This window comes from Halomonas heilongjiangensis, from assembly GCF_002879645.1.
In the GTDB taxonomy this organism is placed as follows: Bacteria; Pseudomonadota; Gammaproteobacteria; order Pseudomonadales; family Halomonadaceae; genus Halomonas; species Halomonas heilongjiangensis.
On record NZ_PNRE01000103.1, the window covers coordinates 23,785 to 47,639 of the forward strand.

Genomic DNA, 23,855 nt, shown 5'->3' on the forward strand with positions numbered 1-23,855 from the left:
GCCCCATGAGTCAGAGTGAAACGACTCCCCGCGTCACCACACCCTCGGGTTCCGCCTGGTCGCCGCTCAAGATATCGCTGTTCCGTACCCTGTGGATCGCCACCCTGGTGTCGAACATCGGCACCTGGATGCACGACATCGGGGCCGGCTGGCTGATGACGTCGCTGTCGGACTCCTCGGTGATGGTGGCCCTGGTCCAGACCGCGACCACCTTGCCGGTGTTCCTGCTCGCCCTGCCGGCCGGCGCGCTGTCCGACATCCTCGATCGGCGCCGCTACCTGATTGCCATCCAGAGCTTCATGGCCATCGTCGCCGTCTTGCTGACCCTGGTAGTGGTGACGGGCACCATCACGCCCTGGACGCTGCTGATCCTGACCTTCGTCATGGGGGTCGGCAGCGCCATGATGCGGCCGACCTGGGCGGCCATCGTGCCGGAGCTGGTGCCCCGCCGGGAATTGCAGGCGGCCATCGCCCTGAACAGCATGGGGATAAACGTCGCGCGGGCCATCGGCCCGGCCCTGGCCGGCGTTATCGTCATGTTTGCCGGTACCGGGGCCGTCTTCGTCCTGAATGCGTTCTCCTTCTTCGGCGTGATCCTGGTGCTGATGCGCTGGCGGCGCGAGGTGACCGAGAGCCCGCTGCCGGCCGAGCGGCTGGTGGGGGCCATGCGTGCCGGGCTCCGTTTCGCCCGGTTTTCCCCCGAGCTGCAGGCGGCGTCCATTCGTGGCTTGGGCTTCTTCCTCTTCGCCAGTGCCTCCTGGGCGCTGCTGCCACTGGTCGCCCGCAACCTGACGAATGGGGGACCCCAGGCCTTCGGGATCTTGGTTGCCGCCGTGGGGGTCGGGGCGGTGCTGGGGGCCCTGGTCCTGCCTACGCTGAAAGAGCGGTTATCCCGTGGCCATCTCGTTGCCTTGTCCACGCTGCTCTATGCGGCATGCCTGGTGGGCATCACGGTGATCGACCGGCTCTGGCCCCTGGCGTTGGTGATGGGGGTAAGCGGCGTGGCCTGGCTAGTGGTGCTCTCCTCGCTGCAGGTCGCCGCGCAGATGGCGTTGCCGAACTGGGTGCGCTCACGTGGCCTGGCCATCTTCATGTCGGCTTTCATGGGCTCGATGGCGCTCGGCAGCCTGCTGTGGGGCAAGCTGGCGGACCTCTACAGTATCGAGCACTCCCTCCTCATCGCGGCGATCGGCGCCGCCCTCAGCGTGCCGCTGACCTGGCGCTGGCGTGTCGATGGGGTCGAGGCGCTCGACTTCACGCCGTCCATGCATTGGCCCCTGCCGCCGGCACATGATGTCCTGCATCTCGACCGGGGGCCGGTCATGACGACCATCGAATATTGGGTGCGGCCCGAGGCCGTGTCGGCGTTTCTCGGTGGCATGAAGCGCCTCGAGCAGTACAGGCGACAGCATGGCGCTTTCTCCTGGAGCCTCTTCGAGCATGCGGAAGTGTCGCACCTGTTCATCGAGACCTTCAATGACGAATCCTGGGTCGGTCACCTTCGCCAGCACGAAAGAGTCACCGAAGAGGTAAGGAAGTTGCAAGCAGAGATTCGGACCTATCTGGCCGAGGACACTAATCCGAAAGTGGCACACTATCTAACACCCAAGAGGGGGGCTTCACATCGGAAAGATAATGGATAAAAAGATTTTTTAAATAATGTAGAGAGTTGGGGTGTTAATCTCTCGAATGTGGGGTTTGATACTTTCGTTGAATGACCAGTAAGGAGAATGATGATGGCCAATCCAAAACTTGAGGTCCTGACTCCGGATAACTGTCAGCTGATCTTTATCGACCATCAGCCTCAGATGGCTTTCGGGGTGCAGAGCATTGATCGTCAAACGCTGAAGAACAATACAGTTGCGCTGGCGAAAGCGGCGAAGATATTCAACATACCGACTACAATCACCACCGTAGAGACCGCGGCGTTCTCGGGGCATACCTATCCCGAACTCCTGTCGGTTTTTCCCGACCTCCCTTTGCTCGAGCGTACCTCCATGAACTCCTGGGACGATCAGAAGGTTCGCGATCGGCTCGAAAAGCATGGACGCAACAAGATCGTCGTATCCGGGCTGTGGACGGAGGTCTGCAACGCTACCTTCGCCCTCTCGGCCATGCACGACAAGGGCTATGAGATCTACATGGTGGCCGATGCGTCTGGCGGAACCTCGGTGGAAGCCCATGAGTATGCCATGCAGCGCCTGGTGCAGGCCGGTGTCGTACCGGTGACCTGGCAGCAGGTGCTCCTTGAGTGGCAACGCGACTGGGCCCGTCGTGATACCTATGATGCCGTCATGGCGCTGGTCAAGGAACATTCCGGGGCCTATGGGATGGGGGTCGACTACGCCTACACCATGGTCCATAAGGCCGAGGAGCGCGTGAAGCACGGCGAACGCCTCGCTCCTGTACCGGCCAAGTCATAGGAGAGTTATCCGGCTAGATATCTTGGCAGGTTTTGCTTGCCATCGTGGCAAGGACGTCTTTCGGGGCGTCCTTGTCCAAGGTCATGCCATTTCATTGCTCCGGTTGGCCAGTAGATGAACGACTATTATGCAAGGCTGGTAGGAATTCGCCCTCTCTGCCCGCGCGATATTAATGAGCCACATCGGGCCGCAACACCGCTAGAGGTATTCTTTGATCTAGTGTCGGTCATATCCATTGCCGCTGCGGCTGCGGGCTTACATCATATCATTGCGGACAATCACGTCGTGGAAGGAATCGTTATCTTTGTTACCGCTTTCTTTCCTATCTGGTGGGCCTGGATGAACTTTACGTGGTTTGCTTCGGCCTACGACAATGACGATACGCTTTATCGGCTGCTTGTTTTGACGATCATGTCAGGAGCGATAACCATGGCCGCTGGCATCGGAATTTTCTTCGAGAGCCTGGACATGACGCTCATAGTGGTCGGTTTTGTCATCATGCGCCTCTCCATGGTCGTGCTCTGGGTTAGGGCAGCAAGGCACGATCCTGGTCGATTTCGAACTGCCCTTTGGTATGCAGGTGGAATTGTTTCAGTTCAGGTCTATTGGGTTACATTATTGCTGAATCAACCGGTGGACCAATTATCATTCTTTTCACTCTTCGCTCTAGGGGCGATGATGGAGCTGAGCATCCCGGTCATCGCCGAGCGTCATGGTAACACCCCATGGCATCGTCACCATATCATGGAACGCTATGGCCTGCTGAATATCATTGTGTTAGGAGAAACCCTCTTGGCCGGGTCTGTGGCATTGAAAAGTGTGGCCAGCCATGGGTTTAATTTTACTTTTCTTCAAGTTGCGTTATCTGCGCTCGTGATTCTTTTCTCCATGTGGTGGGTCTATTTTTCTAAAGAGGAGCACCTTCAGAAGAAGAGTCTGGCGATGGAATTAAGTTGGGGATATGGGCACTTGATGATTTTTATGTCAGGGGCTGCAGTAGGGGCAGGATTCGCGGTGCTCATCGATATAGAGACAGGTCATGCACGTGTCGGGGGGAAGACCGGTATTTATTCGGTTGCCATCCCTGTGGCATTATACCTAATGGGACTTTGGTTCGTGCGTGATCGCTTTGTGTTGTCTGGAGCATCCAAGAGAGTTCTTCCCCTCTTTTCATTCCTGATTGTCATGACAGCCCCACTGCTTCAGGTAGAGGGAGTTGCTGCATTGATATTGCTGGCTGTCATTGTCCGCAACCTTCTGTCGGAGCCAAAAAGTGTTTCATTAAAATGAAGTGATTAAATCAGGTCACTGCTGATAAATATTGGGGGCGAGATGATGGATCAAGAAGGAAATAGTGGTGTTCAAGAATATCCTGAAAGGAAGGATGTTACATTTCATGTTAAGCATTGCGTGCGGCCAGGAGCGTCAGCCCGCTATGAAGCATGGCTTCGTGAGATCATCAAGGCGGCGAGCGACTTCCCTGGACATCAGGGAGTTCACATACTTAGACCTCAAGAGAGTGAGAGTAACTATGAGATAGCCGTACGGTTTTCTTCTGAAGAGGACGCAAGACGGTGGCGTGACTCCACTCAACGTAAAGATCTCATGGCGTCAATCGAAAAAGATCTCCAAGAAAGAGAAGTGATAGAAATTCATAGCGGTATCGATTTCTGGTTTACCCCTCTTGGATCTACCGCCAAGCAGCCGTCTCGTTGGAAGCAGTGGTTGATCACTACGGCTGTTATATGGCCATTAACGATGATTGTTCCAGCGCTCTGGGGTCCTGTGTTTGATATACTCCCCATCCTCGGGACTTGGGGGGTCAGTCATGGACTTGTTGCCGCAAGTATAGTAGCGCTTGTGGTTTATCTTGTTATGCCAAGAGTGGTGAGGTTGGTATCTTCATGGCTATTTAGATAGCTTGACCTTGTGCTCCTCGGCGAGAGTCGGTCCAGCGAAGGCGAGGGCGATGAAGAGCGCGGCAAGGGCAGTACGTATGGAAAGGTCCTTTTAGGGGGACGAATGAAAACGAAACAGCCGGGTGCCGTCCGAAGGGTCGACGACGATGCTGGCACGCACGCCGAACACCTCGGTGATGCGTTCCACCGTCAGCGCCGTGTCCGGCGGACCGAGCGCGATCAGCCTGCCGCCGACCATTACGCCAACGCGGTCGCAGGAGAGCGCCTGATTGAGGTCATGCCGCGCGACGATCGAGGTCACCGGCAGCGTGGCGACGAAATCGAGGATCGAGAGCTGGTGCTTCACATCGAGATGGTTGGTGGGGTGTCAGCTAGGGCGTACGGCCGAGTTCGACGGCGTCCCGGACGGTGATCGTCTCGACCGTATCGATCTGCTGCTCCAGGTAGATCTTCTGCGCCGCCTGGCACCGGGGCATCTGCGACAGTGCCCGGCCTTCCACGCTGATGTCGCCCGTCGTCGGCTTGCGGATGCCGGCGAGCAGCTCGAGCAGCGTCGACTTGCCCGAGCCGTTCGGTCTGACGAGGCCCAGCGTCTCTCTCCTCCGTGTGCCACCTCATGCCGCGACCCGCGATCGGTCATGCAGGCCGGCCTTCAGGGAGGCGCATTACTCACGGAGGGGGAGAAGATCCCCGGGGGTATCGATATCCCGGCAGACCCCGGGATCCTCGACGGCGATCTCCCGATAGCGGTCACGATGCCGGCGAATGACCTCCCTGGCCCCGTCGTCGCCGTCCAGGGTCTCGAGCTCGGGCCAGAAGTCACGGCCGAAGAGCACCGGATGGCCGGGGCGGTCGGCGTAACGGGGGCGGACGATGCCCGATCGCGTGGCTTGCCGCTGCAGGGCGTGCAGCGTCTCGAGCCGGATATAGGGCATGTCGCCGAGCAGGATGGCGGCGGCTCCGACGTTTGCCAGGGCGTCGTCGCGGCCGAGGGCGGCGATGGCATCGCCGAGGCTTGCCCCCAGGCCGCGCCCGGCTCGGGGGGCACGGAGGATCGGCGTGCTCACGGCCAGCCCCAGGGCGGCCGGGTCGTCGTCCTCGCGCAGCACCACGCGCAGCAGGGGAAAGGCTTCCTGCGCCCGGGCCACCGCGGCGGCCAGCAGTCGGCGGCCACCCGGCAGGATGGCACAGCGCTTGTCGGCGGCGCCGAAACGTCGCGAAGACCCGGCGGCCAGTACGACCGCCACGATCGGCACCGGGAGGGGCGTCTCAGAGGGCATCGCGTGGCCTGCCGCGCTGCACGCGGACGATGTCGGCCATCACCGCGAGCGCGATCTCGGCGGGCGTCTTGCTGCCCAGGTCCAGGCCGATCGGCATATGCAGGCGGGCGATCTCATCGGCGTTCAGGCCGCCGGAACGGCGCAACCGCTCGGCCCGCGCCTCGGAGGTGCGACGCGAGCCCATCACCCCGATATAGAAGGCCGGGGTGCGCACCGCCTCGATCATCGCCAGGTCGTCGATGCGCGGGTCATGGGTCAGGGCCACCACGGCGGTGGCCCCATGACAGCCGCCCGCGGCGATAAAGACCGAAGGCAGCACTGGCTCGATCTCGACCCCCGGCACGTCGAAGCCGGCCAGGACCTCCTCGCGCGGGTCGCAGACGATCACCTCGAAGCCCAGGCCCAGGGCGAACCGGGCACAGGCCTCCGCGACCGGCGAGAGCCCGGCGATCACCAGGCGTGCCGCCGGCGTCAGGCGGATCTGCACCGCACCGCGCTCGGTGTCCCGGATCACCCGCGGGCCGAGGCCGTCGTCCTCGACGAAGTGCCGGGCGCCGCTGTCGAGCTCGACCCGGCGCGCCAGGGCGCGCCGGCCCTGCAGGGTGGCGAGCAGCACCTCCAGGTGCACCAGGGTCTCGGCGTCCGGCACCAGGCGCTCGACCAGCACGTCGAGGATGCCGCCACAGGGCAGGGCAACGCCCGTGCCGTCGACGCCATCACTCTCATTGCCACCCCCGCCGTAGCGAAAAGTGGTGATGGGGGTATCGAACTCGCCCTCGGCCAGCCGGGCCAGGAAGTCTTCCTCGACGCAGCCGCCCGACAGCGAGCCGACATGCCGGCCGTCGCCGCGTACCGCCAGCAGCGAGCCCGGGGCGCGGGGCGAGGAGCCGTAGGTGGCCAACACCGTGCACAGCCACACCGTCTCGCCGTCGCGCGCCCAGGCCAGCGCCCGCTCGATGACCTGCAGGTCGAGGTGCTGCATGCTCAGCTCGCCAGCTGGTCGCCGATCGGCAGGCGCCGGATGCGCTTGCCGGTGGCGGCGAAGATCGCGTTGCACAGCGCCGGCGTCACCGGTGGTACGCCGGGCTCGCCGACGCCGCCCATGGGTGCCTCGGAGCTGTCGTTGATCAGATGCACGCGTGTCACGCGGGGCGCCTGGGGCATGCGCGGAATCAGGTACTGGTGGAAGTTGTCCTGCTCGACGCGCCCCTCGCTGAACGAGATCTCGCTGTGCAGGGCATTGCCGATGCCCATGACGCAGGACCCTTCCATCTGGGCGCGGATACGCTCGGGATTCACCTGGGGGCCGCAGTCGAAGGCGATATCCGCGCTGTGGATGGTGAGCTCGCCGGCATCATTGACTTCCACGTCGAACACCACCGCGGTGTAGGAGACGAAGCTGTGATGCACGGCCAGCCCCAGGCCACGCCCCTCGGGCAGCTCGCGTCCCCAGCCGGCCTCCTCGGTGGCCTTCTCGACCACGGCGCGCAGGCGGCCGATATCGACGGGGTAGCGCTCCGGATCCTCGCCATAGTTCCAGGTGTCGTTGAGATCCCGGGTATCGATCCGGCGTGCCGGGCCCAGCAGGTCGAGCAGGTAATCACGATGATCGCGTCCCGCCGCCTCGGCCAGCTCGGCGGCGAAGCTCTGGATGGCGAAGGCGTGCGGCAGGTTGTAGACGGCCCGGTACCAGCCGATGCGCACGTGGGCCGGGGCCTCTGGGTTCTCCAGGCGCATGGCGGGGATATCGAAGGGCGTCGCGGTGAAGCCCATGCCGAGTTCCAAGTCCTGCTTGTGCATGGGGTCGGGCATGAACAGCGAGAAGAGACTCGGCGAGAGGGTACGATGGCGCCAGGCGAGCACCTTGCCGTCCCCGTCCAGGCCCGCCTCCAGGCGATCCACCGAGACCGCGTGAAAATAGTCATGCTGGATATCGTCCTCGCGCGTCCACTGGACCCGCACGGGGCGACCCTCGAACTCCTGGGCCAGGCTGGCGGCCTCCACTACGAAGTCCGGCTTGGACTTGCGGCCGAAGCCGCCGCCCAGCAGCGTCACGTTGACGGTGACGTCCTCGGGGTCGAGGCCCAGGCGCTCGGCCACGCCATCTCGGGCGGCCTGGGGCGACTGCACCGGTGCCCAGATCTCCGCCTTGCCCTCTGCCAGGCGGGCGAGGGCGGCGGGTGGCTCCATCGTCGCATGGGCCAGGTGCGGCATGTAGTAGGTCGCCTCGATGTGCGTCTCGGCGTCGGCCAGGGCCGCCTCGATATCGCCCTGCTCGCGGATCACCCGGCCGGGCGACCGGGCGGCTTCCTCCAGTGCCTCGCGATAGGCCGTCGAGTCGTAGCCGGCGTTGTCGCCGGCGCTCTCGGTGTCCCACTCGATCTCCAGGGCATCGCGCCCCTGGATGGCCGCCCAGGTGTTCTCGGCGACCACCGCCACGCCGCCCAGCGGCGCGAAGCCGGCCGGCTGCACGGCGCCGTCGATCTCCACCACCCGGACCACCCCCGGGACCTCCAGGGCCGCGCTGTCGTCGACGCTGGCCAGGGTGGCGCCGTAGACCGGTGGCCTGGCGATCACCGCGTAGAGCATGTCGTCGAGCATCACGTCGGCGCCATAGACCGCGCGGCCCGTGACGATATCCTCCCCGTCGATGGCCAGGGGGCGGTCGGTTTTTACATTCTCGCGACCGATGTAGCGCCACTCGTCCCGCGACTTGAGGGTCAGGGTGTCACGCTCGGGCACCGGCAGCTGACTGGCTGCCTCGGCCAGCGCGCCGAAGCCCAGTTCACGGCCGCTGGGCTCATGGATCACCACATGCACCCCGGCACGGCACTCCTCGACCGGGGCCTCCCACTGCTCGGCGGCAGCCCGTTCCAGCATGGTCCGTGCCGCCGCGGCGGCGCGCCGCATGGGATCGAACCAGTGGCGCATGCTGCGCGAGCCGTCGGTATCCTGGTTGCCGTAGCGTTCCTCGTGGCCGATCGCCTGCTCGACCCGGATGCGATCCCAGTCGGCGCCGAGCTCGTCGGCGGCCACCATCACCAGGCTGGTGCGAATGCCCTGACCCATTTCGGCACGGTGATTGACGACGGTGACCGTGCCGTCCTCGTCGATGCGGATGAAGACGTTGGGATCGTCGACCCAGCCGTGGGGCATGCCATCCGCCCCGTAGCTGGCTTCTTCCTCGTCCTCGGCCAGGGAAAGATCCCAGCGGGCGGCGATCACCAGGGCACCGCTCGCGGCGAGCCCCTTGAGGAAGTGGCGACGGCTGACATTGGCCAGTAGCAGCGTATCGCGATAAGTGCTCATGCCTGCTCCTCCTCATGGCCGGCGGCCCGATGAATGGCCTGACGAATGCGGTGGTAGGTGCCGCAGCGGCACAGATTGCCGGCCATGGCGTCCAGGATCTGCTCGTCGTCCGGGTCCGGCGTCTGCTTGAGCAGCGCCGTGGCGCTCATGATCTGCCCGCCCTGGCAGTAACCGCACTGCGCCACGCCGAGATCCAGCCAGGCCTGCTGGACCCGGCTTCCGATCTCGTCTTCGCCGATGGCTTCGAGGGTGGTGATCTCCCGCCCCTGTGCCTGGGCGACGGGGGTGACGCAGGAGCGTACCGCCTCGCCATCCAGGTGGACCGTGCAGGCGCCGCACTGCGCCATGCCGCAGCCGAACTTGGTACCGGTAAGCCCGGCGACGTCGCGCAGGGCCCAGAGCAGCGGCATCTGCTCCGGCACATCCAGGTCGTGATCCTCACCGTTGATCGTCAGGGTAACCATTCTCCCTCTCCTGTCTTGTGGTCATGGCGCCCCGCTTCAGGGAGGGGCAGGGATAGAGTCCTTGGCGAGAGGATTATTGGTCGGCACGCTTCTCGAAGACGTCTCTCGCAATTGGGAGCGTAGAGAAATGGTTAGGCCAACCGGCATGGAACGCCAGGCGTGTCGGGACGCTTGAGGCATCCTTTCGAGTCTGGCCATGGCCATCGGCTTACTTGGCGAAGCTGTTCAGAACTCCATCCGCATCCCCACGTCGATCTGGTAGTGGCGATAGCCACTCTGGCCTTCCACGGTCTCGAGAAAGATATAGGCGGCGCGGCCCTGTGCCATCTGGGCCGTCAGCCCGGCCCCCAGGTTCAGGTAGGTGCGCTCCGGGGAGTCGGTGCGAAGCGAGAAGGTCGTGTTGGTGGGATCCTCCTGGAAGCGGGCATTGATCAGGCGGCTACGGTCGCTGAATTCATGCTCGAGTCCTACACGGGTGGTGTAGTGCATGACGCCCCACGACTGGCTGGCGGCATAGGAGAGCTGGACGGCCGCCTCCGCCGTCTGCGACTCGATGGTCTGGCCGTCGATGTGCAGCAGGGCACCCGCTCCCAGATTGTCGGGATGGCGGGGGCGCTCGGTGTAGCCGTCGATTTCCCCACGGAGATAGTCGAAGCTGGCCTGGAGGCTGGTGGTCCAGGGGCCGTTGGAAATGTCGTAACCGGCGTTCAGCCCCAGGGCATATTCGTCGCCCTTGGGGCGTGCCAGGGCGCTCTGGTTGCCGATCGATTCACTGAAGACGGTGCGCACCGTGTCGTAGCGGTTGCGTCCCACGGTGGCGATGCCCTCGAGGTAGAACGCATCGGTCAGCAAGTGGGTGCCATACAGGGAAAGGTTGTAGCCGTCCACGTCGACGCCACCGGCATTGTCGCGCAGGTCCGTGTCGGTGCGCGTGATGCCCAGGGCGGCACCGACCACGGTGTCCGGCGTGAGGCGATAGTCCACGCCGGTAGTGAGGGCGAAGCTCCGGCTGCGGAATCCCGGCTCCGCATCACTGCGGTCGCGGCGGCTTAGCGCCGCCGAGCCGTTGACGAAGACTCCCCATTGGCTGAACGCCAGAATGTCGCTGTCGCTGCTGGCGCCACCACCGAGGATATCGCCGTACAGGCTGGAGGGTGCCTGGCCGTCGTGCATGGCGAGGCTGAGGCCGCGGGTACTCACGCCCGTGGCTCCCGCACGCAATTCGCTCATGCGGCTGGACACGTTATCCAACTGCTGTCGCATGGTCTGCATGCTGACACGGCCCTGCGAGGCCACTTCATCGGGAGCCAGGCCATCGTAGTAGTTGGGGCCGGGATCCTCGTCTGCGGCTGCCGCCTCACACACGGCGAGCAGGTCGCGTTGACGGGACGTCAGCCCTCCATCCGAGGTCTGACGCACATGGTCACAGGCGTTGTGCAAGGCGCGGGCGACCTCCCGCTGACGTTCCGTCAGGCCTTCCCGCTCCGCGGGGTCTTCCGGTACAACAACCTCGGGTTCCGGCTCGGGCTCCGGCTCGGGTTCTGGCTCCGGCTCTTCTCCTTCTCCCTCGGGTTCGGGCTCCGGTTCTACTACCTCGGAGTCAGGGTCGGTTTCGTCTCCCACCTCTTGCCCCTGTGCCCCGAGGGGCAGGGCCAGGCCGAAGAGGAGAATGGCCAGGGCACCGGTGCCGGCGACAAGGTGACGAGACAGATGGCGTTCGGAATGATGGCCGACGGGAAGGGTGCCCCCGTCCTGCGGGTTGCTTGGCTGGACCACGGTGATCCCTCCCTTTCCCTTGCTGGAGACACTCCGTTTCGAGGTCGCTTGTCCACAGACCGCCCCTTGCAGGCGAAGTCGCCCGGCAAGCGATTCTTTTGACTTATCCGATTTGAGACTAGTCACAGCGTCTGGGCGCTGCAACTGTTCGCCTGGAGGGCGTCATGCACGTTTCTCTGGGCTCGACTAGACTGGCAAACATTCAGCGCTGCCAATTGGATTCGGCGCCTCGGCACGTACGAGAAAGGCAGGGAACGATGAGTGAGCAGCAGCATCTCCGGCTCACCGGCCACTTCTCCAATGACTTCCGCATCCTGCGTTTCTCGGGCGCGGAAGAGCTTGGCCGGCTGTTCGATTTCACGGTGGAACTCCTGGCAACCTCCGAGGATATCGCCTTTCCTGACGTGCTGGGCGGCAAGCTTACCCTGTGCCTCGAGTTGGAAGAGGGCGAGCGCTATTTCGACGGTTGTGTGGTGGCCTTTTCCCAGGTCGGGCGGCTTGGCCGGTATGCGCTTTACCACGCGCGGCTGCGCCCCTGGCTCTGGTATCTCGGCCTGACACGGGATTGTCGTATCTTTCAGAACCAGAGCGCTCCGGAGATCATCCAGACGCTGTTTGCGGAACACGGACAGTCGGATTTCGAAGATACCCTGTCCCAGGACTACGAGCCTCGGGAATACTGTGTTCAGTACCGCGAGAGTGACTTCGATTTCCTGAGTCGCTTGATGGAAGAGGAAGGCATCTATTACTTCTTCCGCCACTCCGAGGGCCAGCACGTCCTGGTATTGGCGGATGCCCCCGTTTGCCATGAACGCATTCCGGGATGTGACGAGGCGAACTTCCTGCCGCCGGAATCGGAAAGGGGACGGGCCCGGGATCATGTCTGGGACTGGTGGCTGGAGCAGCAGATCCAGACCGAGCTCTTCGCCCTGCGCGACTTCGACTTCGAGAACCCGCGCAATCCACCGGAGGCGAAGGAGTCCCGTCCCCGGGATCATCAGGCGGGCAGTTACGAGGCCTACGACTACCCGGGCGGGTTCATCCAGGCGTCCCCCCATGGCAGGCGCCTGGCGGCTGCCCGCAGTGACGAGAGCCAGACGCAGTTCGAGAGCGTTAGGGCCATTGGCAACCTGCGGGCGATCATGTGCGGGGGCCTATTCGCGCTGAAGGGGCATTCCCGTGAGGACCAGAACCGGGAGTATCTCGTCACCGGCAGCAGTGTCGACGCCCGGGCCGCGGACTACGAGGCCGGTGCCGGGGCCGAAGAGGCCTCCTTTCGCTGCTCCTTCACCGCTATCGACAGCAGCGTCTGTTTCCGGCCGGCACGGGTGACCCCACGGCCGGTCGTTCAGGGGCTGCAGACGGCCATCGTGGTCGGCCAGGCGGGCGAGGAGATCTGGACGGACCAGTATGGTCGGGTCAAATGCCAGTTCCACTGGGATCGGCAGGGGGCCAAGGACGAGAACAGTTCCTGCTGGGTGCGTGTCTCCCAGGCCTGGGCCGGGAGTGGTTGGGGGGCCATGTTCGTGCCTCGCATCGGCCAGGAGGTCATCGTCGCCTTTCTGGAAGGGGATCCCGACAGGCCGATCATCGTCGGCCGGGTCTACAACGCCGACTGCATGCCGCCGTTCGATCTGCCCGGCGATGCCATGGTCGGCGGTGTGAAGTCGAATTCCACACCGGGGGGGGGCGGCTACAACGAGATCTCGATGAACGATACGGCGGGCGAGGAGCTGCTGCATGTCCATGCCCAGAAGGACCACGATATCGCCGTCGGCAACGATGAGCAGCATGCCGTGGGCCATGACCGCACCCGGTCCGTGGGCAACGACGAGCAGACCAGCATTGGCAATAACCGCAGCGAAGCCGTTGGCAGCAACGAAACGATCCAGATCGGGGTGAACCGCACCGAGACCGTGGGCGGCAGTGAAGCCGTCACCGTCGGCCAGAATCGTACGCATACGATCAGCGGTAACGATGTCCTCAACGTTGCCATGACCCGCACCCAGTCCGTGGGGATCAACGACATGGTCAACGTGGGAGGGGCTCAGGAGACGAATGTCGGTGGCCTCCGTTCGGTGATCGTCGGCGGGCTCCAGAGTACGGCGGTGGGGGCCAGCCTGAGTGAAGCGGTGGCCGGCAACCGCGATGAGAAAGTCGGCGGCAGCCGCTCGAGTTCGGTGAGCAGCAACGACTCCCTCAAGGTGGGCCAGGGCATGACCGTCAACGTGGGGAAGAACCTGGCCATCGAGGCGGGCGACCAGGTCGTCATCCGCACCGGCAAGTCCAGTATCACCATGAAGAAGGATGGGTCCATCACCATCCAGGGCAAGGACATCACCATCAATGGCTCCGGTGGCATCAACGTCAAGGCCAGCAAGAATGTCGTGATCAAGGGCAAGAAGGTACTGCAGAACTGATCGGGAAAAACCGGCAAGGAGAAACACCATGGCCGATGATCTTGCGGAAGTCGTTCCACGGCAGCGTATCCCGGCAAGCCATGACCGAATCGACGGAGTCGTCATCGGCCTGCTTGTCGGCTTCGATGACGGCGGATACCCGTTGGTGGCTTACCCCGACAATGCCTGGTCCAGTAACGCTAGGGATGCCGGCACGCGGGCCCGCACTGTCATCGGCCTGGGGGCCGAGGATAGGGGCCGGGAGCTGGCGCTGATGTTCGAGAACGGTGATCCGGCGCGCCCGCTGATCCTGGGCCGGATGCATTGCCCTGTGTATAGCCCCGGTGGGGCGCCCGGGCGGTCGGGGGTGATCGCCGAGACCGACGGTGAGCGCCTGGAGCTGCGGGCGGACCGGGAGATCGTGCTGCGCTGCGGGCGTGCCAGCATCACCCTGACCCGGGCCGGCAAGATCCTGCTGCGCGGGGCCTACCTGCTGAGCCGGTCCTCGGGGGCGAATCGCATCAAGGGCGGCTCGGTGCAGATCAACTGACGGGTAGCGTGCCATGGAACTGCTCAACGCCACCAGGATGCAGGCCGGCTACACGCTGGGCATGGAGCCCAGCGGCCGTGAGCATCTGGTGGTGGTCGTCAAGGGGACCTTCGAGTTTCCGCGCCGCGACGAGGTGCCGCGCCTGGCCGAGGATCAGCTCCCCCTGGTGACGGCGGATACCTTCACCGGTGAGCCGGGCCTCTCGGCGCCGGTGTTCGAAACCGACTACGTCCCCTGGAAACCCCGCTGTGATGTGCTGCTGCACGGTAGTGCCCACGCCCCGGGGGGGCGGCCGGCGGTGCGGGTGCCGGTGGGGCTGCAGGTGGCGGGACTGACCAAGCACCTCGCGGTGGTCGGCGAGCGCACCTGGCAGGCCGGTCTCGTCGCCATCAGCCCGGGGCCGCCACGGCCCTTCACCCGCATGCCCATCACCTACGATCGAGCCTTCGGTGGCCTGGACGACTTCCACTCGGACGCCAGCAAGCACGCGGCGTACATGGCCAATCCCGTGGGCAAGGGCTACCACCGCAAGCTCAAGGGGGGGCTCATCGACGGCACCCCCATGCCCAACACCGAGGCGCCGGATCACCCCGTGAAGATGCCCAACCGGGACTATCGTCCGATGGCGTTCGGCCCGTTGGGGCGGGGCTGGCAACCGCGGCTCGGCTATGCCGGCACCTACGACCAGCACTGGCTGGACGAGGCGTTCCCCTTCCTGCCCGCGGACTTCCAGGACGCCTACTACCAGGCCGCCCCGGCCGATCAGCAGATTCCCTATCCGACGGGGGGTGAGCCCGTTCAGTTGCTCAACCTGACGCCCGAGGGGCGCACCGCCTTCCGCTTGCCCGAGGTGGAGGTCCCGGTGGTCTTCTTCCGCAAGGACGGGGACCGTCACGAGACCCAGGCGGTGATCGACACCATCGTGCTGCTGCCGGAGGCCGGCCTGTTCACCCTGAGCTGGCGTGCCAGCCTCCCGCTGCGCCGGAGTATCTTCGAGATCCCCCAGGTACTGGCGGGCCGGATGTCCCGCGGCTGGTGGCGCGCCCGCGAGCTGGGCAAGGAGTACCACGTTTCACTGGCCTCCGTGGTCCGCGCCAGGCGTTCCCCCGATGAGGGGGATGAGTGATGAGCGCACCGGCGCTGGCGATCCTGGGCACGGGCATGGTCACCGGCGTGGGGCTGACGGCCCCGGCCGCCTGCGCCGCCATGCGCTGCGCCATCGACAACTTCCAGGAGACCCGCTTCATGGATGCCGGCGGTGAGTGGCTGCTGGGCTGCGAGGTGCCCCTGGCGCAGCCGTGGCGGGGGCGGACCAAGCTCGTGAAGATGCTGGCCATGGCCCTGCAGGAGTGTCTGGATGGCGTGCCGGCCCTGGATCCGGCCTCGACACCGCTGATCCTCGGCGTCGCCGAAGCCACGCGTCCCGGGCGCCTCGAAGGGCTGGACGATGCCCTGATTCCCGAGGTGGAAGCGGAGCTCGGCCGGCGTTTCCATCCCGGGTCCCGGGTCATCGCCGGCGGGCGCATCGCGGTGGCGGCGGGGTTGTGGCGAGCCCGCGAGCTGCTCGCCAGCCGAGCCATCGACCGGGTCATCGTGGCCGGTGTCGACGGCCTGCTCATCGCACCGACCCTCGCCGCCTTCGAGGCCCGCGACCGGCTGCTGACCAGCCAGAACTCCAACGGCTTTATCCCGGGGGAGGCGGCCGCTGCGCTCGTCGTCGAGTTGGCGCGTCCCAGCGAGGCGCCGCAGCTCCTGTGCATGGGCCTGGGCTTCGGCACCGAACCGGCACACGTGGAGGCCGAGGACCAGCCCCTGCGGGCGGATGGCCTGGTGGATGCGATCCGCGGCGCCCTGGCCGAGGTGGGGTCCACCCTGGCGGCCACGGACTTCCGCATCGTGGATGTCTCCGGCGAGCAGTATGGCTTCAAGGAGGCCGCGCTGGCGCTGGGCCGGCTGCTGCGGGAGCGCAAGGCGGAATACGACATCTGGCACCCGGCGGACTGCATCGGCGAGGTGGGCGCGGCGATCGGCGCCGTGATGCTTGGCGTCACCCGTGCCGCCGTCACCAAGGCCTATGCCCCGGGCAACCACGTGCTCGCCCACTTCGGCAACGACGACGGCCGCCGCGCCGCCGCCATCCTGAGCTACCAGCCGGTGAGGGCCTCCTGATGGCCAACGACGTCTTCGCCAACGGCCGCGAGATCTCCTGCAAGGCCGCAGACGGGAAAGCAGTCGCCGCCTTTCCCGATGTCTGCATGACGCCCCCGGAAAACCCGACCACGCCACCCGGCGTGCCGGTGCCCTATCCCAATACCGGCATGGCGAAGGATGCCACCAGCGGCAGCAAGAGCGTCAAGATCTCCCGGAAGGAGGTGATGCTCAAGAACAAGTCGTACTTCAAGAAGAGTATGGGGGATGAAGCGGGGAGTGCTGCGAAGAAAGGTGTCGTCACCAGCGTGAATCGGGGGAAGGTGTATTTCAAGGCATGGTCGATGGACGTAAAGTTCGAGGGGCAGAATGTTGTTCGGCATTTAGACTTGACGACACATAATCATGCTTCTGATCCTGGTCAAACGCCGCCATGGCCATATGCCGATGGCGCCAGCGTATCGGTTGGTGATCCTTGCAAGAAGGAGAAGCGAAAGGTCCAAAAGCACTGTAATCCTGAGAAAGACTGGAAGAAGAACTGCCCCACGCCCCCGCCCGCTATCGGGCCTAGCCCAGGAAAGGGTTCGCCGGCTATGCCTGCATGGCAGGCTAACAACAAGGCACGTCTCGAACTTTTCGACGACTTCTCACAAGCGGCCAAAAAGAATAACTGCCTCAATGCGCGTAAATGCATGCTGGTCAGTAAGTCGCAGTCGGAGAATGGTAAGGAGTGTTGTCCTGGACAAACAGGTGATCACTTGATTGAGGGTGCAAGCTTTGTGGGGCTGCCAGAGTGGGGGGCATATAGCTACTCAGCGGCGCCTACCGTCTGCGCTGAGGGGCCAAGCTGGCATACGGGAAGCCACCGGGATCTTAGCTTGTATCGACACGCGGCAACAACAAATCTCTCAAAAGGAGGGAAATGGTCGCGCAAGAAAGCAACCCGCGTGGGAGCCAAGTCTCTACGCATGGCGTTTCCACGGTCTGGTTGCTCGCAAAAGTGTATAGAGGCACAACTGAATAATTATCACGACGGCAAGTGCAGCGTGACCCCTGAGACAGATATAAATGCAAGCTCGAATGCACCAAAAGATGCCGTTCTGAACAATGTTGCAAAAAGCTTGATGGGTTTTTGAATGGATAAATCGCAATTCAGCTTTCTCGATGGTGTCATCATCGACTCAAGGACCATTCGCCTTATCGGGGTGGAGGATGCTCGGGCGGAGAGTGAGATCCCACATGGCCTGATCATGACACGCCGCGATGACCAATGGCTTGCGGTCGGAATCGGAGAACGACTGGTTTCGTGCACCACGACACCCGTGCCGGACTACGCGTTCATAGCGATTGCCGAGTCCGGTCGAGAAGTGGACATCGGCAACAATACTCTTCGACAGGAAATCGTGGCGCTGGGTGAACACTCCCCTACTTCGAACGGCCCTTTGACAGCAGTGCGGTCTTTTGCGGATGGACAGGTGTTTTGCGTCGGTACTGCTCGCCAGGTTTACCGCAAGACGGGCAGCTCGAGCTGGGTAAGATTAGACCAGACCTGTAAGCCGAATGATCCAGAAGCACGCAGCACAACGGCTTTTCTTGCCGTCGATGGATTCTCTGCAGAAGAAGTTTATGCAGTCGGATGGGATGGGGAGATATGGAGGTTTGATGGATCTATTTGGCATCAGATCGACTCACCAACCAACGTAGCATTGCATGGGGTACATTGTGCATCAAATGGTATGGTCTATATCTGCGGTAAGTGCGGCACCCTTCTCAAGGGGCGGGGATCTACCTGGGATGTCTTGGAGCAGTCAGATACGGAGGAAGACTTAAGAAGTATCCGTATGTTTGATGGTATTCTCTACGTTTGCAGTACGAATCTTGTCTATCGATGGTATGATGAAAAATTGGAGGTGGCCAAGATGGCTTCGCCGGTTTCTTCGGCAGGTCGGCTGACCGCCTCCGGCCAGCGGATGCTTTCAGTTGGACTCAAGGATGTTGCGATCTTCGATGGCCAGGATTGGCATCAAATCATTTGAAGAGGATTGGAGTTGTCTGGTTGGTGAAGAGGGCTAGGAGTCGAATGCTTATGGCGGTGAACTTTTTCAAGCATTCCCGGGGTGAGGCGACTGCCGGCTATTGGGCTCGCCTGATCCATATTGTGCTGCTAGAGAAGGCCTTCGCCATGCGTTACGTCCCGCCTACGGCGTTTTTGTTTGCCAACCTTTCCTGTGCCGCACTGGATGAAATGACAGGGGAGTATCATCTTGTGCAATCCGAGGAAAGTTTGATGTGGTCACTGGAATGAACTTGCACGTCATTGAGGGGGTGGTCGACCAACACGCAGAAGAAGCGGCGTTCCTGTGGCTGCTGCGTGATGAGGCTGTTGTTGCACCTCATTACTCCTTGCTCGACCTGACCAGGTTGGACAATCGGGTCGAGGCGCACCTCGACGGCCTGCGCATCGCCGGTGATGCCGGCTGGGCGGCGTGCGATGAGCAACTGCAATATCAGGAGCCGGGCGAGGTCTTTGGCGCTGCGGTGCTGGCCCTGGAAAGCGGCGAAGCAGCGCGAATCCGCAGCGTCTACGAGGTGGTCGGCTCGGCCCCCGAGTCGCAGCGCGGGCTGGTGTCGGCGTTCGGCTGGGTCGATCGCGCCTGGTGGCGCGGCGAGGTCAGGGATCTGCTGGTGGCGGAAGCGCCGTTCTGGCGTCGGCTGGGGCTGGCGGCGGCGGCCACCCAGCGGGTGGATCCAGGGCGCCCCCTCCTGGACGCCCTGGAGGCCAGTGATCCGTCCCTGCGTGAGACGGCGCTGCGGGTAGCCGCGCGCCTGGGGCGAACGGACCTGTTGCCGGCGGTGCAGGCGCAGTTGAACAGCGACGACGAGGCGGTGCGTTTCTCCGCGGCCTGGGCGGCGACCCTGCTCGGGGACCGAGCTACGGCGCCCCGAGCGGCCCTGGCATTCGTCGACGCGGATCACCCCCGGTTCGCGGCATCCGCCCTCAGGGCGGCCCTGCGGGCGCTACCGCCCAACGAGGGGCAATCGTGGCTGGGGCACTTCGCCGGGCGACCGCAGACGCTGCGCCATGCGGTGGTGGCCGGCGGCATCCTCGGCGATCCGGTCCATATCCCCTGGCTGCTGGAGCAAATGGGGATAGCGGAGCTCGCCCGCGTGGCCGGCGAAGCCTTCACGATGATCACGGGTGTCGACCTGGCCTATGAGGACCTCGAGGGGGAGTGGCCCGAGGGTTTCGAGGCCGGCCCCACGGAGCATCCCGAAGACGACACCGTGGCGTTGGATGCCGACGAGGAGCTGCCCTGGCCGGAGGCGGCGCTCGTTGTCGACTGGTGGGGCCATCACCAGGCGGCGTTTCAGCCGGGACAGCGTTATCTGCTCGGCCATCCCATGACGCCGGAGCATCTGCGGTGGGTGCTGTGCCAGGGGATGCAGCGTCAGCGCGAGGCGGCGGCGCTGGAGCGGAAGCTGCTGAGCCCCGGCGAGCCGCTGTTCGAGACGCGGGCGCGGGGAAACATGCAGCAGCAGTGGCTCGGACTGCATACCAAGAATGTCTGAGGCGTCCCTTTGGCACATTGTTGAAATAACCCCGATTTTTCAGTCGATTGGTTGTATCTCCGCTGTGAAGTTTTTTTTCGTCATGGTTTCGCGCAGTGACGGCACTGATGCTATACCTCATTAAGCAGGATGAGGCATCTAGCACCCTCGAGGTGTCGTTTCGGTGCCTTTTCGCAGCGGGGAAGGTGGTAGCCCCAGAGATGTATCAGGCATATCAAGACGGGGATCCTTTCATGGATCTGCAAGGGTTGCTCGAACCGCATCACGAGGCGCCGCCCACGGGAGCGGACCTGGATGCGGCGGGCGAGATACTCACTCTGGACATGCTGGCCAAGTGGGGGGCTCCCGACGAAGAGCCGGAGTGGGAGGAATTGCGGTCAGCCTGTCTCGCGGCGCTGGACAAGAGCCGCGACCTTCGCCCGGCCGTCTATCTGACGGCCGCACTGCTCCACACCCATGGGATACCGGGGTTTGCCGATGGGCTCCGACTGCTCCGCGGCCTGCTGGAGCAGTACTGGGAGCCGCTGTTTCCGCCATTGGACGAAGACGGCGATGCCATGGAGCGTTCCAGCGCGCTGTTCAATCTCACCAACTTCCACAAGGTCCTGAAACCGCTGCGCAATACTCCCCTGGTGGAGGATCGCGCAGTGGGCCGATTCAGCCTGCAGGATATCGAGGTCGCCGAGGGCAAGGCCGAGGCGCGCGAGGGACAGGGGGGCGAGTTGCCCCAGGTGGGGGTGATCCAGGCCGTATTCCAGGCCGTTGGCCAGGAGACGTCACGGGAGTTGGCGGCGACGATCGCCAGGGCCGTGGATGATCTGGTCGCCATCGAGAGCCAGTTTCGAGAGCACTGCGGGCCCGACCAGGCGCCGGATCTGTCCCGCTTGAAGGAACAGCTGCAGCGGGTCGGCGTGGCGCTGCGAACCTATTCGCTCGAGGGCGCCGGACCGGCGGCCGCTGCTATCGAGGCCGGCGAGGACAGCGAGACACCAGCCAGCCGGGTGTCTGGCAGTGAGCCGTCAGCCAGCCAGGCGATCGGCGCCGCCCCGCAGCCGCCGGCCATGGCGGGCGAGATTCGCAGTCGGCAGGATGCCGTGGCCGCCATGGAGGGTATTGCCCGTTACTTCCGTCGCCATGAGCCATCGAGTCCGATTCCCTTGCTGATGGAGCGGGCGAAACGGCTGGTGGACATGGACTTTCTGTCTATCCTTCGGGATGTGGCGCCCGATGCCGTACCCCAGGGGGAGAAGCTGCGGGGCGACGACAAGCCAGAGTGACGATGTCTCCCGGGCAGTGCGCAGATACCTGAGACGTCGCCCGAACCTCATGACTGAAGGGAGTACGCAATATGGCCAAGCCCAGTTCCCAGAAATTCATCGCCCGGAACCGGGCTCCGCGGGTGCAGATCGAGTACGACACGGAGTTGTACGGGGCCGAGAAGACGGTGCAGCTGCCGTTCGTGATGGCGGTATTGGCCGATCTGGTCGGGGACAGCCAGGAGCAACTGCCGCCGGTGGATGGTCGCAAGCTGCTGGAGATCGACGTCGACAACTTCGACCAGCGCATGAAGGCGCTTCGCCCCAGCCTCCAGTTTGCGGCGCCGAACCGTCTCACCGGTGAAGGCAACCTCGCGATCGAACTGGAACTCGAGAGCATGGACGACTTCTCGCCGGCGGCGGTGGCACGCAAGATCGAGCCGCTGCGGCAACTGCTGGAAGCCCGGCAGCAACTGGCGAACCTGGTGACCTACATGGATGGAAAGTCCGGTGCCGAGGAGCTGATCGCCAAGGTCCTGAACGATCAGGGATTGCTCGAGACCCTGGGCGCGATGCCGAAGGGCGACGAAGAAACGCAGAGCGAGGGCTAAGTCATGGCCGAGACAGACACCGACAAGGCGCCGCAGAGCCAACCCGAGGCGGAAGCGCTCACCGCCGACGACTTCAGCCAGTTGCTGCAGAAGGAGTTCCGACCCAAGTCCGACCGTGCGCGTGAAGAGGTGGAGACGGCGGTCAAGACCCTGGCGGCCCAGGCGCTGCGGGAAACCACGGTGATCTCCGACGATGCCATCAGCACCATCAATGCCATCATCGCGGAGATCGACGAGAAACTCACCGACCAGGTCAACGAGGTACTCCACCACGGGAAGTTCCAGGCGCTGGAGGGCGCGTGGCGGGGCTTGCACCATCTCGTCAACAACACCGAAACCGACGAGATGCTGAAGATCCGCTTCATGCCGATCAGCAAGAAGGAGTTGCACAAGACGCTGCGCAAGTACAAGGGCACCGCCTGGGACCAGAGCCCGATCTTCAAACGGGTCTACGAGGAGGAGTACGGCCAGTTGGGTGGCGAGCCGGTGGGCTGCATCATCGGCGATTACCACTTCGACCACGGGCCCCAGGACGTGGAGCTGCTGTCCGGCATGGCACAGATCGCCGCGGCCGCCCATGCGCCCTTCATCGCGGGCGCCGACCCAGGGTTGCTGCAGATGGACTCCTGGCAGGAGCTGACCAATCCGCGCGACCTGACGAAGATTTTCTCCACGCCCGAATACGCCGGCTGGCGATCGCTCAGGGAGTCGGAGGACTCCAAGTACCTGGCACTGGCGATGCCGCGCTTCCTGTCCCGGCTGCCCTACGGTGCCGCCACCGAACCGGTGGAGGAGTTCGACTTCGAGGAGGATACCGTCGGTCCCAATGCGAGCAAGTACACCTGGGCAAACTCCGCCTATGCCATGGGGGTGAACATCAACCGCTCGTTCAAGCTGTACGGGTGGTGCACGCGTATTCGCGGCGTCGAGTCCGGCGGTTCCGTGGAAGGGTTACCGGTGCATACCTTCCCCAGTGACGACGGCGGCGTCGACATGAAATGCCCCTCCGAGATCGCCATCAGCGATCGCCGTGAGGCCGAGCTGGCCAAGAGTGGGCTGATGCCGCTGATCCATCGCAAGAATACCGATGTGGCGGCCTTCATCGGTGCCCAGAGCCTGCACAAGCCGGCGGAATATGACGACCCGGACGCCACGGCCAACGCCCAGTTGGGCGCCAGGCTGCCGTACCTGTTTGCCACGACACGTTTCGCGCACTATCTCAAGTGCATCGTTCGCGACAAGGTGGGCTCCTTCAAGGAGCGCGAGGACATGCAGAAATTCCTGCAGGGCTGGATCATGAAATACGTCACCGGCGATCCGGCCAACGCCACCGAAGAGACGAAGGCACGCAAGCCCTTGGCGGCGGCCGAGGTGCGGGTCATGGAGGACGAGGCCAATCCCGGCTATTACACCTCGACCTTTCATCTTCGGCCGCACTATCAGCTGGAAGGACTGAGTGTCTCGCTGCGGCTGGTCTCGAAGTTGCCATCCGCCAAGGGGTAAAAGGGGTAGCGGAAGAGGCAGGGGATCTGGGGCCGGCAGGCTGGATGCGTCCAGGGCCGGCGATCGGGAAGGGCGGCCAGGGCGCCGTCCCAGACAAGGGGTAAGACGTCATGGCTGTAGACATGTTTCTGAAGCTGGAGGGAATCGATGGCGAGTCCACCGATCATGCCCATGAAGACGAGATCGATGTGCTGTCCTGGAGTTGGGGAGTGAGCAACTCTGGCACCATGCATATCGCGCGTGGCGGCGGCGCCGGCAAGGCAAGTTTTCAGGACGTCCAGGTGGTCAAATACGTGGACAAGGCCACGGCAGGGCTTCTACAGGCGGTGGCCACCGGCAAGCATGTCCCGTCCGGCACCCTGACCATACGCAAGGCGGGAGGGGATGAACCGGTCGAATACCTGGTGATCGAGCTGAAGAGCGTCCTCATCAGCTCCTATCAGACCGGCGGCTCCCAGGGCGAGGAGCGGTTGACGGAGTCCGTCACCCTCAACTTCGAGGAGTTCAAGGTCAACTATACCCCCCAGGACAACGATGGCAGTGCGCTGGCCGCGGTGGATTTCGGGTACAACATTGCCAAGAGCGAGGCGGCTTGACGGCCGGGGCGCTCGCCGCATTCGCCGACGGCTCGGCCGATGCCGGGCGGG

24 protein-coding genes are annotated in these 23,855 nt (G+C 63.7%); 17 read left to right on the top strand and 7 right to left on the bottom strand.

Translation table 11 applies throughout. The annotated features are described in order from the left end of the window. The first annotated feature begins 5 nt into the window (after positions 1-5). The 4 genes from C1H66_RS21505 to C1H66_RS21520 all read left to right on the top strand — a co-directional run bounded on the left by C1H66_RS21505 (position 6) and on the right by C1H66_RS21520 (position 4,343). Entirely contained in the window at positions 6-1,643 is a 1,638-nt protein-coding gene (locus tag C1H66_RS21505; protein ID WP_102629914.1) for an MFS transporter, read from the top strand. A gap of 93 nt (positions 1,644-1,736) precedes the next feature. Continuing rightward, positions 1,737-2,423: a hydrolase gene (locus tag C1H66_RS21510; protein ID WP_102629915.1), complete on the top strand. Its 687-nt coding sequence runs from the start codon at positions 1,737-1,739 to the stop codon at positions 2,421-2,423. Between the two features lie 114 nt (positions 2,424-2,537). After that, positions 2,538-3,713, top strand: coding sequence for a low temperature requirement protein A (locus tag C1H66_RS21515; RefSeq protein WP_102629916.1), 1,176 nt, complete (start codon positions 2,538-2,540; stop codon positions 3,711-3,713). A 42-nt stretch (positions 3,714-3,755) separates the two neighbouring features. After that, entirely contained in the window at positions 3,756-4,343 is a 588-nt protein-coding gene (locus C1H66_RS21520; RefSeq protein ID WP_240618425.1) for an antibiotic biosynthesis monooxygenase, read from the top strand. 90 nt (positions 4,344-4,433) lie between these two features. On the opposite strand, the gene C1H66_RS23105 is transcribed toward C1H66_RS21520, so the two are convergent. The 7 genes from C1H66_RS23105 to C1H66_RS21550 form a co-directional block, all read right to left on the bottom strand. Continuing rightward, the gene (locus C1H66_RS23105; RefSeq protein WP_205738723.1) at positions 4,434-4,688 is read right to left on the bottom strand and encodes an ATP-binding cassette domain-containing protein; all 255 of its coding nucleotides are present in this window, start codon (positions 4,686-4,688) and stop codon (positions 4,434-4,436) included. A 25-nt stretch (positions 4,689-4,713) separates the two neighbouring features. Then, on the bottom strand, positions 4,714-4,932 hold the full coding sequence (locus C1H66_RS23110; protein WP_205738725.1) for an ATP-binding cassette domain-containing protein: 219 nt from the start codon (positions 4,930-4,932) through the stop codon (positions 4,714-4,716). A gap of 75 nt (positions 4,933-5,007) precedes the next feature. Next, positions 5,008-5,589, bottom strand: a complete 582-nt coding sequence (locus C1H66_RS21530) for a nucleotidyltransferase family protein (protein ID WP_240618426.1) — start codon at positions 5,587-5,589, stop codon at positions 5,008-5,010. Positions 5,590-5,611: 22 nt separating this feature from the next. Further along, the gene (locus C1H66_RS21535; RefSeq protein ID WP_102629918.1) at positions 5,612-6,604 is read right to left on the bottom strand and encodes an XdhC family protein; all 993 of its coding nucleotides are present in this window, start codon (positions 6,602-6,604) and stop codon (positions 5,612-5,614) included. 2 nt (positions 6,605-6,606) lie between these two features. Continuing rightward, the gene (locus C1H66_RS21540) at positions 6,607-8,931 is read right to left on the bottom strand and encodes a xanthine dehydrogenase family protein molybdopterin-binding subunit (RefSeq protein WP_102629919.1); all 2,325 of its coding nucleotides are present in this window, start codon (positions 8,929-8,931) and stop codon (positions 6,607-6,609) included. Beyond that, positions 8,928-9,395: a (2Fe-2S)-binding protein gene (locus C1H66_RS21545; protein ID WP_102629920.1), complete on the bottom strand. Its 468-nt coding sequence runs from the start codon at positions 9,393-9,395 to the stop codon at positions 8,928-8,930. Before C1H66_RS21545 ends, C1H66_RS21540 begins: the two co-directional genes overlap by 4 nt. Positions 9,396-9,620: 225 nt before the next feature. Further along, positions 9,621-10,835 (bottom strand): autotransporter outer membrane beta-barrel domain-containing protein, encoded by a 1,215-nt coding sequence (locus C1H66_RS21550; protein ID WP_146010764.1) that lies wholly within the window; start codon positions 10,833-10,835, stop codon positions 9,621-9,623. On the opposite strand from C1H66_RS21550, the gene C1H66_RS23115 reads away from it, so the two are divergent. From C1H66_RS23115 to C1H66_RS21615, 13 genes are all read left to right on the top strand, one after another. Further along, a complete protein-coding gene (locus C1H66_RS23115; protein WP_205738724.1) occupies positions 10,815-11,273 on the top strand; it encodes a hypothetical protein in 459 nt (152 codons plus the stop codon). The two genes, C1H66_RS21550 and C1H66_RS23115, sit on opposite strands and share 21 nt — an antisense overlap. 155 nt (positions 11,274-11,428) lie before the next feature. After that, entirely contained in the window at positions 11,429-13,591 is a 2,163-nt protein-coding gene (locus C1H66_RS21560; RefSeq protein ID WP_170064214.1) for a type VI secretion system Vgr family protein, read from the top strand. 28 nt (positions 13,592-13,619) lie between these two features. Continuing rightward, a complete protein-coding gene (locus C1H66_RS21565) occupies positions 13,620-14,120 on the top strand; it encodes a DUF6484 domain-containing protein (RefSeq protein WP_102629923.1) in 501 nt (166 codons plus the stop codon). A gap of 13 nt (positions 14,121-14,133) precedes the next feature. After that, positions 14,134-15,246, top strand: coding sequence for a DUF2169 family type VI secretion system accessory protein (locus C1H66_RS21570; RefSeq protein WP_102629924.1), 1,113 nt, complete (start codon positions 14,134-14,136; stop codon positions 15,244-15,246). Beyond that, positions 15,246-16,289 carry a 3-oxoacyl-ACP synthase gene (locus C1H66_RS21575; protein WP_102629925.1) on the top strand — a complete coding sequence of 348 codons (1,044 nt, stop codon included), beginning with the start codon at positions 15,246-15,248 and terminating at the stop codon, positions 16,287-16,289. The genes C1H66_RS21570 and C1H66_RS21575 overlap by 1 nt, the downstream gene beginning before the upstream one ends. Next, a complete protein-coding gene (locus tag C1H66_RS21580; RefSeq protein WP_102629926.1) occupies positions 16,289-17,404 on the top strand; it encodes a PAAR-like domain-containing protein in 1,116 nt (371 codons plus the stop codon). The genes C1H66_RS21575 and C1H66_RS21580 overlap by 1 nt, the downstream gene beginning before the upstream one ends. Then, on the top strand, positions 17,405-18,304 hold the full coding sequence (locus tag C1H66_RS23120) for a WD40/YVTN/BNR-like repeat-containing protein (protein ID WP_181423458.1): 900 nt from the start codon (positions 17,405-17,407) through the stop codon (positions 18,302-18,304). It abuts the gene before it with no gap. Between the two features lie 50 nt (positions 18,305-18,354). Beyond that, on the top strand, positions 18,355-18,573 hold the full coding sequence (locus C1H66_RS21590; protein ID WP_146010765.1) for a hypothetical protein: 219 nt from the start codon (positions 18,355-18,357) through the stop codon (positions 18,571-18,573). Beyond that, positions 18,570-19,838: a TIGR02270 family protein gene (locus C1H66_RS21595; protein WP_102629928.1), complete on the top strand. Its 1,269-nt coding sequence runs from the start codon at positions 18,570-18,572 to the stop codon at positions 19,836-19,838. Before C1H66_RS21590 ends, C1H66_RS21595 begins: the two co-directional genes overlap by 4 nt. 233 nt (positions 19,839-20,071) lie before the next feature. Further along, positions 20,072-21,115, top strand: coding sequence for a type VI secretion system protein TssA (tssA, locus tag C1H66_RS21600; RefSeq protein ID WP_170064215.1), 1,044 nt, complete (start codon positions 20,072-20,074; stop codon positions 21,113-21,115). A gap of 71 nt (positions 21,116-21,186) precedes the next feature. Further along, positions 21,187-21,705 (top strand): type VI secretion system contractile sheath small subunit, encoded by a 519-nt coding sequence (gene tssB, locus C1H66_RS21605; RefSeq protein ID WP_102629930.1) that lies wholly within the window; start codon positions 21,187-21,189, stop codon positions 21,703-21,705. Between the two features lie 3 nt (positions 21,706-21,708). Next, on the top strand, positions 21,709-23,208 hold the full coding sequence (tssC, locus tag C1H66_RS21610; protein WP_102629931.1) for a type VI secretion system contractile sheath large subunit: 1,500 nt from the start codon (positions 21,709-21,711) through the stop codon (positions 23,206-23,208). Positions 23,209-23,330: 122 nt separating this feature from the next. Further along, positions 23,331-23,804 carry an Hcp family type VI secretion system effector gene (locus tag C1H66_RS21615; RefSeq protein ID WP_240618427.1) on the top strand — a complete coding sequence of 158 codons (474 nt, stop codon included), beginning with the start codon at positions 23,331-23,333 and terminating at the stop codon, positions 23,802-23,804. Positions 23,805-23,855: the final 51 nt, after the last annotated feature.